The 13,703-nt window shown below is 34.4% G+C and carries 13 protein-coding genes; all 13 read right to left on the bottom strand.

Annotated features, from left to right (window positions below; all coding sequences use genetic code 11):
• Nucleotides 1-24 precede the first annotated feature (24 nt).
• The 13 genes from IC220_RS01640 to bioD all read right to left on the bottom strand — a co-directional run bounded on the left by IC220_RS01640 (nucleotide 25) and on the right by bioD (nucleotide 13,503).
• Nucleotides 25-783 carry a hypothetical protein gene (locus IC220_RS01640; protein WP_188152864.1) on the bottom strand — a complete coding sequence of 253 codons (759 nt, stop codon included), beginning with the start codon at nucleotides 781-783 and terminating at the stop codon, nucleotides 25-27.
• Nucleotides 784-1,210: 427 nt separating this feature from the next.
• Nucleotides 1,211-1,774 carry an ankyrin repeat domain-containing protein gene (locus tag IC220_RS01645; RefSeq protein ID WP_188152865.1) on the bottom strand — a complete coding sequence of 188 codons (564 nt, stop codon included), beginning with the start codon at nucleotides 1,772-1,774 and terminating at the stop codon, nucleotides 1,211-1,213.
• A gap of 214 nt (nucleotides 1,775-1,988) precedes the next feature.
• Nucleotides 1,989-3,269, bottom strand: a complete 1,281-nt coding sequence (locus IC220_RS01650; RefSeq protein ID WP_188152866.1) for an ankyrin repeat domain-containing protein — start codon at nucleotides 3,267-3,269, stop codon at nucleotides 1,989-1,991.
• A 225-nt stretch (nucleotides 3,270-3,494) separates the two neighbouring features.
• Entirely contained in the window at nucleotides 3,495-5,201 is a 1,707-nt protein-coding gene (gene argS / locus IC220_RS01655; protein ID WP_188152867.1) for an arginine--tRNA ligase, read from the bottom strand.
• A gap of 87 nt (nucleotides 5,202-5,288) precedes the next feature.
• Entirely contained in the window at nucleotides 5,289-7,055 is a 1,767-nt protein-coding gene (gene hscA / locus IC220_RS01660) for a Fe-S protein assembly chaperone HscA (protein ID WP_188152868.1), read from the bottom strand.
• Nucleotides 7,033-7,500 carry a Fe-S protein assembly co-chaperone HscB gene (hscB, locus tag IC220_RS01665; protein ID WP_188152876.1) on the bottom strand — a complete coding sequence of 156 codons (468 nt, stop codon included), beginning with the start codon at nucleotides 7,498-7,500 and terminating at the stop codon, nucleotides 7,033-7,035. Before hscB ends, hscA begins: the two co-directional genes overlap by 23 nt.
• Nucleotides 7,493-7,867, bottom strand: a complete 375-nt coding sequence (locus tag IC220_RS01670) for a HesB/IscA family protein (RefSeq protein WP_188152869.1) — start codon at nucleotides 7,865-7,867, stop codon at nucleotides 7,493-7,495. The genes hscB and IC220_RS01670 overlap by 8 nt, the downstream gene beginning before the upstream one ends.
• Before the next feature lie 13 nt (nucleotides 7,868-7,880).
• Nucleotides 7,881-8,288, bottom strand: coding sequence for a Fe-S cluster assembly scaffold IscU (gene iscU / locus IC220_RS01675; protein WP_188152870.1), 408 nt, complete (start codon nucleotides 8,286-8,288; stop codon nucleotides 7,881-7,883).
• Nucleotides 8,289-8,431: 143 nt separating this feature from the next.
• Nucleotides 8,432-9,466 (bottom strand): J domain-containing protein, encoded by a 1,035-nt coding sequence (locus tag IC220_RS01680; protein WP_188152871.1) that lies wholly within the window; start codon nucleotides 9,464-9,466, stop codon nucleotides 8,432-8,434.
• Nucleotides 9,467-9,586: 120 nt separating this feature from the next.
• Complete coding sequence (locus IC220_RS01685) at nucleotides 9,587-10,279, bottom strand: triosephosphate isomerase (protein WP_188152872.1); 693 nt, start codon at nucleotides 10,277-10,279, stop codon at nucleotides 9,587-9,589.
• Between the two features lie 224 nt (nucleotides 10,280-10,503).
• Complete coding sequence (locus IC220_RS01690; protein ID WP_188152873.1) at nucleotides 10,504-11,550, bottom strand: ankyrin repeat domain-containing protein; 1,047 nt, start codon at nucleotides 11,548-11,550, stop codon at nucleotides 10,504-10,506.
• A 98-nt stretch (nucleotides 11,551-11,648) separates the two neighbouring features.
• Nucleotides 11,649-12,902, bottom strand: coding sequence for an adenosylmethionine--8-amino-7-oxononanoate transaminase (gene bioA, locus IC220_RS01695; protein ID WP_188152874.1), 1,254 nt, complete (start codon nucleotides 12,900-12,902; stop codon nucleotides 11,649-11,651).
• A complete protein-coding gene (bioD, locus tag IC220_RS01700; RefSeq protein ID WP_188152875.1) occupies nucleotides 12,889-13,503 on the bottom strand; it encodes a dethiobiotin synthase in 615 nt (204 codons plus the stop codon). The genes bioA and bioD overlap by 14 nt, the downstream gene beginning before the upstream one ends.
• Between the last annotated feature and the right edge of the window lie 200 nt (nucleotides 13,504-13,703).

A 13,703-nucleotide genomic window follows, 5' to 3' on the forward strand; every position in this document is an offset into this window, starting at 1 on the left:
GAAATTAATTTCTTGTGAAATGAGCTATATTGAACGGCCTTTGTGTGATTCTGTATTTCTGCTTTCTTCAACTTGTTTGGTAAAAGATGTTTCATGCTTATCGGTATGTTTAAGTGACTTAGCAACCTCATGTATTACGGCATTCACTGCAACTAAAAATGTTTTTAATAACGCACCTAATACTCCGCCGGCTGGTGTTCTACCATATATGTGAGCTTGTTTTTCATTACTATCAGCAGTTTCTCCAGCTCTTTTTTTTGGATCCATTCTATTAGCAATCACAGAAAATAATACGTCCTTAATTGAAGATTTAACTTGCATCTTAATTTCATGGATGTCTTCTGTTTTATGTTTAGTATTCGTTAGCTCTTGCTGTTGAGTAAAAATATGGCTTAATGTTTCTTCTATTGTTTGTTTTCTTCTCTTTTCCTGTATTCTCTTGATAGAGTTTGACTTATCGCAAGTGTGTTTTGTAGTTTCAAGTTCTACATTAATATCCTCAGATGCTGCTTGGCTGTACAGAGTTTCTATTAGCCTATCTATACTGCGCTTTACTTGCATAGTTCGTTCATAGCTATCCAATTTGTCAATTCCTTCATTAATCTGAGTGAAGATATCTTCAAAATCCTTAAAGTGATCTTCTATATATTTCTGTATATATTGCTCATCTTCTTCTTTATATTGTTCTTGTAAACTACTGTTTTTTAGGTATTTTTCTCTTATATCGTCGTCATTATTTTCTTCAATATTATCGTTTTCTTTAAAAAGATCTTCATCACTCATAATTTTACACGCCAAAAACCTTACCAATTGTCAGTGTATTTGAATTAAATTAAATTAACGTTAATCGACCTCCTTTAAAAACTATTAAAATTTCATTATACAAAATAATGAAAAAATGGTATAATCTTACTATAATATAAGCATAAAAATATGACATTCACAAAATTTCTTGATCCCAAGTGCGTTCAAGCGAATTTTCAGCAGCCCAATGTAAAGCATCTTTTCCACCTTGATCTATAGGACCCATAATTCCCTTCCCTTCGAATTAATATATGTAGTTGAGCCTACAATATTTCTATGAAAAAGCCAAATTATTTGCTAGTTTAAATTGCGTTAATATCTCTTTTTTTTAAACTTAAAATGGAATTGTGTTAGTGCAATAGAAGGAGTGCATCAACAATCATCGATGCACATACTCAAAAAATGGCTACTTTACACTCTTACCTGCATCTGGAATATGCTTGTGCTCTTGCGTTTCATTTAATTTAGGATTAGGTTTAGATGCTTCAATCACATTTGCATCTTTAAAAACCTGTCTTATATAATCACTTTCAGCTAACTCTATTGAAGTTCTACTATAACGATCCTCTAATGAAGGCTTTGCACCTGCTAATAACAGAACCATCATTATATTTCTGTTACCACATTTAAAAGCTCCATGTAAAGGAGTTCTTTTTAAGTCATTTACAACATTAACTTCTGCACCTCTGTTTAATAGAATCCTTGTTATATCTTCATGACCATTTTTAGCAGCATAATGCAAAGCAGTGTTCCCACCATTATCTCTAGCATTAACATCTACACCTTTGTCACCTAGAAATCTTACTATCTCTCTATGACCATTGTTAGCAGCATAATGTAAAGCAGTTTTTTTATCTTTATCTTGAGCAGTAATATTTGCACCTTTTTCCACTAAAGACTTTACTACTGCTTTAAGACCATTTTCAGCAGCACAATGTAAAGCTGTTTTTATATATTTTATAGCATACATAACTTTTCCTAAATTAATATAACAGTAGAACTTACAATATTTTTATTGTATTGAAAAGTCAAGCTATCTTCTACTTAAGGCCGTATTAATTATTCCTCTTTTAGATTTAAAAACGAGGATAAAAAGTAGTAAAACAAAAAAAGCATATAAAAGGTTTTAGTAAGAGAAAATAGCACGCAAAAATAGCAAACACACCTTCTTTTTGGTAACACTATTACAGAAATTTATTATTTAGCTGGTAAAATTCTATATTTAGCATGCTCGTACTAGGTTCCTGCCCGACAGCAGTGCCTTGCTGATTTATGTCACCTTTTTCATCAAACCATGGATCATGCAACATTTGATCTAAAAGAGTATAATCATTAATATCTTTGTCTAGACCTCGTCCTTTGTCACCCTCCTCATCAGACCAGAGGTTATATAAGATTTGATCTAAAAGAGTAGAATAATCCATACCTCTACCTGAACCTTGTCTTTCGTTACCTTTCTCATCAGACCATAAATCATAAAAGATTTGATCTAAAAGAGCACGATAATCAACATCTCTGTTTAAACCTTGCTGACCTACTTTATTCTCTTCCATATAACTACTACTTTGCCTTTGTTCAGTAGTTTGAACCGAGTTAACATATGTATCCTCTTTCTTGAACATCTTTGCATTAACATAATCTTCTTCTGATCTTTTACGCTTATTCAATGGACTTACATGTGATCTATGTGGCTCAGACACTGCTTTTCCAATATTGCTTACGTTCTTCAAGTGACTCATACTTTCTTGAATTATTTCATCCTGCTGTACTACTCTACTTAAAATACTTGATATTCTAGCTAGAGTCACCCCATTGTTTTCCAAAGTTTTTAATGGTGGTCTCTTGTTACCTTCTTCATTAAACCATAGATCATATAAGCCTTGAAAAGCATCTTTTGCTTTACTTCCTGCTCCGTGTAGAATACTGGACATTCTATTTACAGCTTTATTTTTACATGTAGCATTATACATTTTCTGTCCTTCATCTGTATTCAGAAATTCTGCAAAGGAATCACTTCTTGCTTTTCCAACTGTAACTCGTATAAATCTGTCCTTTTCATTGAAAGATTGTTCTTTAGCAGATGCTTGTAGGTTTATAGCTAATAATCGTGTAATACCTTTATTTCGAGCAATATCTAGTGGAGTTACACCATTATCATTTTGAATATCAGTTTTTGCTCCGTTCTCTATAAGTAACTTAATAACTTTTGCTTCCTTTTTACGCATTGCAACATGTAAAAACGTATCACCGGATTTGTTTTTAAAATTGATATCTGGTTCTAGTTCCTTTTTAAAAAGCTCTTCAATATTTTTCAGCTTCTCTTCCTCCAAGCTGTTACCTTTTATGGTATTAAATAGCTCCTCATACATTATCTCATCATTGCAGTAAGAAGGGTTATGGGTTCCTTGCTGAACATGGCTATATCCATGCTGATTAAGGGTACTTTCAAGATATCTTTTTAACATACCAATCTCGTTTCTGAAATTTAATATACTGTATAATATATTGTATTATTGTTTGTAAAGACATAATGTTGGCTAGTCACCAGATGTTGAGGAAGAAACTAAATCTAAGAAGAAATTTAAACAATAGATCTCTTTCGAAACCGATTTATGGGAAGAGGAGAAGTGTACTGCAGTTGAGGAGAAACAAAATTGCCATCAGTTTCGAAAGAAGGTTAGCGAAAAAAATCACACCATTTCTTCCAGAGGCTCGATATTTAAGATAGAGAGCCCTGAGCTAATGATGTGCGCTACAGCTTGTACGAGAAACATTCTTGCAGCAGTGAGATTTAAGTTATCTTCTAGTATAAAGCGCATGTTTAAATCACTTTTACCATATCCCCATAAAACATGAAATGCCTCCGCGACTTCAAGTAAATAGAAGGTTATTCTATGAGGCTCACAGAGCTTTGCTGAAATTTCTACTACACTTGGCCATTTTGCTAAGGTTTTGATTAGGAATAATTCTCCATCACTTACTAAAAGCGATGGATTTGCATTTGGTAGTGCTTTCGGAGCATTGCGCATCAATGAATGAGCACGAGCATGCGCATATTGCACATAAAAAACAGGATTATCTTTTGATTTCTCTTTGACTTTGGCAAAATCAAAATCGAGCACCATATCATTCTTGCGTGTTAACATGATAAAACGCGTAATGTCACTGCCAACTTCTTCTACTACATCTCTTGCTGTTAAGAAATTTCCTGATCTTTTGGACATCTTTACAGGCTTGCCATTCTCTAAAAAATTTACTATGTTATGTAATTTTACCTCTATTTTTACTTTTTTGTTACTCAGTGCAGAGACTATTGCTCTCAATCTTTTGATGTATCCACTATGATCGCTGCCAAGTCCTACTATCATATAGTTAAACCCTCGCGATATTTTATCATAATGATAGGCAATATCTGATGCAAAATAAGTCCAACTTCCATCTTCCTTTTTTAGTGCACGATCAACATCGTCACCAAATTGCGTAGAACGAAATAGCATCTGTTTCCTTGCAGTCCAGTTTTCGCTCTCTTTACCTTTTGGTTTCTCTAAATATCCTTCATATACTAAATCCTTATCGGATAATATCTTTATACTCTCTTCAATTTTACCACTCTTTTGCAATTCGTATTCTGAAGTAAAAACATCATGTTCCACTTTCAGCAGGCTTAAGTCTTCTTTTATCATCTGCAAGATGGAGTTTAGAGCGTAGTTTCTCATTACCTGATTGTTTTGATCACCCAAAAGCTCTTTGCCATATTCTTTTACCAATTCCTCCCCGATTGACTTCAAATACTCGCCAGGATATAGGCCCTTTTCTATAGTTATTTTCTCTCCCAAAGCCTCTCTATATCGTAAATACACTGACTGCACTAGCGTATCTACTTGCGCTCCAGCATCGTTAATGTAATATTCCTTGATTACCTTATAGCCAACTTTTTTGAGTAAATTCACTAAAACATCACCAAAAACAGCACCCCTTGCGTGGCCAATATGCAACGGCCCTGTCGGATTTGCAGATACAAATTCTATATTCACAGACTGATTATTACCAATACTCAAGTTGCCAAATTCGGTTTTTTGTTCATTTATTTGCTGCAAAATGTCATGCCATACACTCATTTTTAAATGCATATTGATAAAGCCGGGATCTGCTACTTCCACTCTTGCAACCTCATCAAAAAGCTCAAACTCTTTAGCCAAAATTTCCGCGATTTTGATAGGGTTCTTTCTCTCATATCTTGCAATCACCATAGCAACATTTGTGTAAATATCACCATGTATCCTATTACTTGGCGGTTCAACAATAAAGTTTATAACACTCGCGTTTATGATGTTCTTTTGCTTTAACTCATCCAGCTTATTGAAAATTAGAGTAAACGTCTTTTTAAAAATATTCATTGGTTAGAAAATACAATAAAATCCTTAGAAATATAACAAATAAGTATGGTTAATTAAAGGTTTATCTTTAATCATAAATAGCGAAGTCTATAACTTTGTTGACTTGCACAATTCAAAAGAAAAGCTCTCCAATTCAGCCATTGTCCGATTTATTTCAGCTAAATCATTTTCTTGTAAAGCAATCTTTACTTTCTGTAGTAAAGTTGCAAATTGTACGTTGTTTAAAAGATCAGTATTGCTCATCTCAATCAAATTTATAAGTTTACCTGTGTTGATCTTAGCTTCAGCAAGAGCACGAGCTTTTAGATCTTCATCAAAACTTTCTACTGATTGCTCAACCATACTTTGAATGTCAGCTTCACTCAAGCCAAAACTTGGATTTACTTCCACTACTTGTTCAACACCTGTAGTTTTTTCTCTTGCTGTCACAGTAAGTATGCCATCAACATTCACTGTAAATTCTATTTCAATCCTTGCTGACCCTGCAGGAAGCGGTGGTATACCTTTTAGCTCAAATTGAGCAAGGGATTTATTATGTGCTATCATCTCACGCTCCCCCTGACAAACATGAATCTTCATTGCTGTTTGTCCATTTGCATAAGTGGTAAACTCTTTTGTTTCTGAAACAGGCAGCGGGGTATTGCGTTGTAAAACCTTTTCAACTATTCCCCCCATAGTCTCTATGCCAAGTGATAAAGGTAAAACATCCAGTAAGATATTTCTATTTTTTGCGCCAGCAGTGAGATAATAAGCCTGCAAAGCCGCTCCAGTAACAACTGCTTTATCCGGATCCACATCGTCTAATACTTTATCTCCAAAAAGATTAATTAATGAGTTTTTAACTAACGGCAACTTGGTTGAACCACCAACTAAAATTACTCCTTGAATGTCATCAATATTAAGGTCTATGTCGTTTATAGTATAAGTAACTATCTCAATAGTTTTTTTTACTAAAGGATCTATTGCTTGCTCAAATTCTTCTCTTGTTATTTCATACTTAAATAACTCATTGTTAATATTAAATTCAAAAATACCCGTAGTATTAGTACTGAGATGCTCTTTCACAGAACGCAATTCATCAAAAACAGGTTTTGTAGTAGGTCTCTTGCCTGTCTTCTCTCTGTATTTATCCAATATAATTGCACTCAGCAAATGATCAAAATCATCACCACCAAGTTGAGTATCGCCACCAACCGCAAGCACTTGAAATACTCCCTCGTGCAATTTAAGAATCGAAATATCAAATGTTCCGCCACCTAAGTCATAAACTGCATATATTCCACTGTTGTTATTTTTTTCAATGGAATAAGAAAGCGCTGCTGCAGTTGGTTCATTGACAAGACGAAGCACTTCTATCCCAGCCAATTTTGCTGCATACTTAGTTGCATTTCTTGCTGAATCATTAAAGTAAGCTGGAACAGTAATAACTGCTTTTTTTACTGTCAGTCCTGCAGATTTTTTCACCCTTCTACACAAAGCTTTAAGTATTTCAGCAGAAATCTCAATAGGTGTTAGATATTTTTCCTCTGCACATTTTATTCTGATGACTTTTTCACTTTCATGATCTATCTCAAAATTCACGTCCTCTTTGTTCAGATCACCGACACTTTTACCCATTAAACGCTTTACTGAGTAAATCGCTTCGCTACTTGCGTCATAACCTGTTTTTATTACATCGTTTTCATATGAGACAACAGAAGGAAGAAGTTCTCTTTCTTGTTCATCTTTAAAGATCTCTACATTGCCGGTTTTGTTCACCATAGCAATTAAAGAATTAGTAGTGCCAAGATCTATGCCAAAAACTATTTCATCTGTACTCAGTTTTTTTGGTTCAGAAATTTGAATTGGCTGCATTTTTCTTTACCTCCTCAAATGATTTGTATAAGTATTTCAATCTTAAAACTTGCGAAGTAGCATCATTAAAATCCTTCAAAGCAAAAGCGTTAGTTAAAATTCCCATACAATCTTTTATTTTCTCGTCTATCATTTTACTTGCAGATTGGAAATCATCACAACCCACTAGATATTCCCTTATCTCCATCGATTCATACAAAATTTCAGTATTTAAATTATCCTCTTTACTCTCTATATTATAAAGATCAAGAATGTGCTCAGCACGCTCAAGTGGCGATTTTAATGTCTTATAAGCCTTGTTAATATTAATTATTTTTTCATAATGTTCTTTATTGATGTCAGGATGAAACTGCCTGCTTAGTGCAATATATTTCTTTTCCAACTCATTTAAATCAATATTAAAAGCTGGCTCAATTTCAAATAGTGCAAAATAATTACTACACATGAAAGCTTTTTCCACAACCACATTTTCCCTTTTCATTAGGATTTCTAAAAACGAAACCAGATGAAAATTTCTCTTCCACATAGTCCATTTCAGAATCAAGTATAAACATTAGAGATTTTGGATCAATCAACACTTTAACTTCCTTACCATTACTACAACACGCTTCAATTACTGATTCAAAAGGGCGAACGTCATATGCATATTCAATGCCATATTGCAAACCAGAGCACCCCTTTTGTTTAATTAGTACTCTGATTCCTATTACCTCTTCTGATGCATCATGAGTTTTTTCTTCCAGCAGATGTTTTATCCTCTCCAAAGCGCTATCCGTTATAGTAACAGGGTCTTTCCTTTCTTTTGTGGCCACATTTCCTTCCAATCTAATTATTTACAACATCTCCACTTGCTGTTTGTTGTTTATTATTATAATCCTTAATAGCTGCTTTAATTGCATCTTCGGCAAGCACTGAACAGTGTATCTTAACAGGAGGTAAGGATAGCTCTTGCACTATTTGGGTATTCTTTATTTCCATCACCTCTTCAACAGTTTTTCCTTTTATTATTTCCGTTAAAAGGGAACTTGATGCAATAGCAGCACCACAACCAAAAGCTTTAAATTTTGCATCCTCAATAACACCTTCGTCATTTACTTTGATTTGCAATTTCATCACATCACCACATGATGGCGCACCAACTAAGCCAGTTCCAACATGTGGATCATCCTTATCCAGAGAACCAACATTCCTTGGATTTTCATAATGATCGAGAATTTTTTCGTTATAGCTCATAAAATATACCTACATGACAATCACCGTGTATTATAACATATTTAAGCTAAAAAGCCAAAATATAAAAAATTTATCTTTTTAAAGTCAGGCTTCAACTCCGGATGGCATAGCTAATATACTTTAAATGGTCAAGAATTTGCCTATCAAACCCCCATTTCACAACCTGAATTGTAGGGAAAAGCACCACCAGTGTTTACATTACTGCTTGGCTTTTCATTATATTTACCATTACCTTTAAATTGCTCTTCTATAATATTTATCATCGCGTACTTAGAAAATGCATGTAAAATAGGTGCAGCAGCAATCACAAATACTAATAATGGTAATACAAGTAGTAAACCAGATAACAATATAGAGTTAGTTACACCAAAACCATTAGCAACTAAGTCTAATCCCACACCATAAAACATTAAAGATGTGCAAATTATGTTGCACAAAATAAATGAATTTTTTAACCACTTCAATTTGGGTTTATCATTTTCTAAAAAATCTTTACATTTCTCTGAAGAATCTTTATAATTTTCTAAAAAACCTTCACATTCTTGATCAAAGTCAAACAATAACGTGAATATAGTCTTGCTGTTAAATTCTTTGCCATGTTTACGATAGATATCTCCCACAGCCCTATTAATAATATTTGACGTTAGTAATGGAGCTAAGGCACCCACTAATAATGGTACATTACAAAAAATACCATTAGTTATAAAAAATGCAATTAATGCGCAGGATCCTAAAACTTGCCCCAGGATACTTAACATTACAAGCACAGCTACATTACGTACGATTGACATCTGTTTGTTAGAGAATTTCTTATTATCATTATTATCCAAATACTGTTTCAATTCTTCAAGACTATAACCATACAATTTACTGCGCAATTCCTTCACTAGATTTCTTTTACTTAAGCCTTTTTCCAATGGCTGTACTACAAACTCCTGAAGCAATGCTTTAGCACGATTGATTTCTCTTATCCTTTTCTCACTATGATTTTTCTGCTTTTCTGTAACACCTACATTTTTATCAGGATGAAACTTTCTTGATAAAGAATGGTGCCGTTTTTTAATTACTTGTATGATATCTTGACCTTCACAATCCTTCCACTCAATTTCAAGCGTTAAAAGCAATTGCCTGAAGGCATTATACTCTTTTTCACTTAAATTTCTCCTTCCATAACCCATATATACCTCCAAGTTAATTAATTATTAACTAGTTTAGCATATATATTGATTTAGTCAATTATTTTTAATATCTCTTTTCCCGTCCATCCTTTTCTATTGTTTTCTAATCCGGTACTATAACTAAAACCTTTCCTCAACTTTCTGTATAATTGCATAAAAGTGATCAAAATCTAAGCTTGCACTACCAATTAGCACTCCTGATAAAGTAGGAATATTGAGCAAATCTTCTATATTTTTTGAGCTTACCGAGCCACCGTAAATAACATTTCTTTTACTATTAATAACCTCTATAATCTTAGAAATCGAATCGTTATTTGGCACACAACCCGTACCTATAGCCCATATCGGTTCATATGCTATTGTGTACTTACCACAGGCTGGCAACCGACTCGCACACTGATATTCTATTACTTCTTTTGTTTTTCCACTCTTGTAATCCTCTAATTTTTCACCGACACAGATTATAGGATGCAAACCTGCTTCTAATGCTACTTCTGCTTTAAGTTTTATTTCATTATCGGTCTCATAGCCTCTTTCTGAATGCCCAAGGATTACATATATACACCCTAACTCTTTCAGCATTTCTGCACTGACTTCACCCGTATAAGAACCTGATTTTTGGTGATAACAATTCTGTGCTCCTATACTAATATTACCATTTAACTCTATCTTATCCGGAAATGACGTAAAAGGTGGACAGACAATTAACTGCGAAGAAACTTTGTCACTCTTTTTATTGAGCTTACCTATAAAATCCACAAATGAAGACCGCGTTCCATTCATCTTCCAATTTGCTATGATTAAAAAAGACATTATTTTACTTAGACTATTAGCCCTTACTATACAAAAAAAACTTGTCCTTGAAAATAGACCTCTGTCGAAACTCAAATTCTGACAGCAATTTTGTTATCGAAGCTCTACTCAACTGCGGTGCTCGCTTGCACTTCTCCTCTCACCATAAATCGGTTTCGAAAGAGGTCTATTTGCTTTCATAGAATCAAGGGAAGGCTTAAGGGATGGCATATCGCTCTTACCAATTATCTCTCATTTTGCATCCTAAGCAACTCACCTTTTGTACTCTCAAAAAGCTTTTTTATCTCTCCATTCCTAGCTAAGTTTATGGGGGTCATATAATTACTATTCCTTAATGAAGGATCTGCACCTCTTGCTAATAAAATCAGGACTATATCTCTATGACCACATTTAGAAGCCCAATGTAAAGGGGTTGTTCTATACATATTTTTAGCATTAACATCTGCACCTTTATTTAATAGAGCCTTTACTACTTTTATCTGACCCTTTGCAACAGCCAGATGTAAAGGAGTGCTTCTACATCCATCTTTAGCATTAATATCTGCATCTTTTTCTAATAGAGCATTTACTATTTCTACTTTCCCCTCTGCAGCAGCCAAATGTAAAGGAGTTCCTTCATATTTATCTTTAATATTAACATTTATATCCTTTCTTGATAATAGGGCACTTACTACCTCTATCTGCCCCTGCACAGCAGCCAGATGTAAAGGAGCGTTTCCAAGTTGATTTTTAGCATTAACATCTGCATCTTCTTGTGCTAATAGGGAATTTATTATCTCTTTATGACCATTTTCAATAGCCCGATGTAGAGGAGTATTTTCATACATATCTTTAGCATTAATATCTGCCCCTTTTTCTAATAGAGCATTTACTACTTCTATCTGCCCTCTTTCAACAACCAGATGTAAAGGAGTGTCTCCACATTCATCCTTATTATTAATCTTTACACCTTCTTGTGCTAATAGGATATCTATTATCTCCTTATGACCACCTCTTATAGCAAAATGTAAAGGAATGTTTCCAAGTTGATCTTGAGCATTAACATCTGCATTTTTTTCTAATAGATACCTTACTACCTCCGTATAACCATTTTTAGTAGCCCGATGTAAAGGAGTTCTGCCATATTTATCTTTAATATTAACATCTGCATTGCTTTCTACTAGAAGCTTTACAATCTCTTTCAAACCCTTTTTAGCAGCCCAATGCAGGGGAGTTTCTTTAGTATAAACCTTTACATCTCTTAATAGCTTCGCACGTTCTTTACCATTCATAATTCTTCCTCAAAAAAATCCACAGTTAATATGCTCTTAAGGTGCTTTTTCCTTCTCACCAAATAGGTTTTATAATAAATCTATTTGGTAATTGCAAGCTAGAGATCGCGAATTTTTGCATAAACTTCCTGAAGTTCATGCACACCCGTTGAATAAGGAGGTAGCAGATAAACTGAATTGCCTAGAGGCCTGATTAAAAGCCCCTGCTCTAAGCACTTTCTTTTTAAAGTCTGTGCATCATGGGTATCAAATGCTGCTATTGTCCCTGTAATGCGTGCACATTTAATGCTTGTATTTGCTGAAAGGTTTAATAATTCTTGTTCATGCACATTGTGAATTGCCTGAATTGAGTTCATGGTACTTGGTTTAATTAATAAATCTAAAGAGGCAATGGCTGCTGCACAACCTAAAGGATTAGCGGTATAAGAGTGGCCATGGGCAAACATCTTATCACCCAGAAATGCTGAATAAATTTTTTCAGTAGTAACTGTAAGGGCAAGTGGTAAAAACCCACCTGTTAACCCTTTAGAAAGGCATAAAAAATCTGGTATGACTTTGGTTTGCTCAAAAGCAAAGTAAGTACCTGTGCGACCAAAACCAGTCATTACTTCATCAAAAATTATCAAAATTTCATACTGACGCACTAAAGCAACAACTTTGTTGATAAACTCTGGGCGGCACATTTTCATACCACTTGCTCCTTGTACCAAAGGTTCTAAAATCAATGCAGCAATTTTGTCACCACAAGTACGCAAGTGATTATCAAGCACTTCCAACGCGTAGGTTTCTTTGCTCTCTACTTCTTCATCTTCATACCAAGTTTCAGGAAAAGGAACTGTCAAAACAGAGAATAACAACTCTGAAAATGTAGAATGAAATCCAGGTGATGCACTCACGCTCATTGCACCAAACGTATCACCGTGGTACCCACCATCAAAACTTAAAAAAGTAGTTCTCTTAAGTTCTCCCTGATTCTTCCAATACTGATAAGCCATCTTAATTGCTACTTCAACAGCAGTTGAACCATTGTCAGAAAAAAAGAATCTTGAAAACTGATTTGGCAATAAAGCTTGTAATTTTTCACAAAGTTGCACTGCAGGTTCATGAGTAAATCCAGCAAAAATTACGTGTTCTAATGTTATGCCTTGCTCGTATATAGCTTTTGCAATTTCAGGATGAGCATGACCATGTAGATTCACCCACCAGCTAGATATAAGATCCAGATATGGCTTGTTGTTTTCATCATAAAGATATGACCCACTCCCTTTCTTGATTGCAATTGGAAATTCACCTACCTTTTCTTGTGTAAATGGATGCCATATAATCTTTCTATCACGTTTATTTAAGCTCATATAACCTCCGCAATTGAGTTGAAAGTGGAATTTGTCTGAGGGACTCTTTACTTATACATTGCAATTTAGGTATTGATGCTAATACTTGCACCTTACCATAAAACTCTATGGCATTAAAGTTATCTTGATCGTGTGGTCCATTTAAAATTACTCCTAACACACTTACATTTTTGGCACGTAATGCTTCTAAACTCAGCAACGTATGATTAATTGTCCCAATGGTGGACCTAGCAACCAAGATCACTGGAGCAGCAAATTTCTTGATGAGATCAACCATAAATGTATCTTCATTGATTGGCACTAAAACTCCACCAGCACCTTCTATAATCAAAAAAGGTTTCTGAGGTAGTTTTATTTCATGAATATCAACCCTTCTGTTTTCACGTAGTGCTGCCAAGTGTGGTGATAATGGTTCTTGAAAAACAAAGGCCTCTTTATAAACATTAGCACCAGTTAATTCCCTGACTTTACAACTATCTTTACCTAAAATGCATCCAGTTTGAATAGGTTTGAAATATGAGTATCCAGTATGTAAGCATAGCCAACTACTTACGATGGTTTTACCAATATCTGTATCTGTTCCTGTTATAAAGGTTTGCATTTACTAGGTAGTGTAGACATTCAAAAAGAAAGGAGTTATAATAACAATTTTTGAGAGAAGCTAAGGATGTTATACGACTTAAAAGATAAGCAATGGGAAAGGATAAAGGAGAGTTTACCCGGAAAGAAAGGGGATAGTGGAAGGAGTGCAAAGGACAACAGAAAGTTCATAGCAGCAGTGATGTGGATAGGGCGAACAGG

The organism is Wolbachia endosymbiont of Pentalonia nigronervosa (genome assembly GCF_014534705.1).
Lineage (GTDB): Bacteria > Pseudomonadota > Alphaproteobacteria > Rickettsiales > Anaplasmataceae > Wolbachia.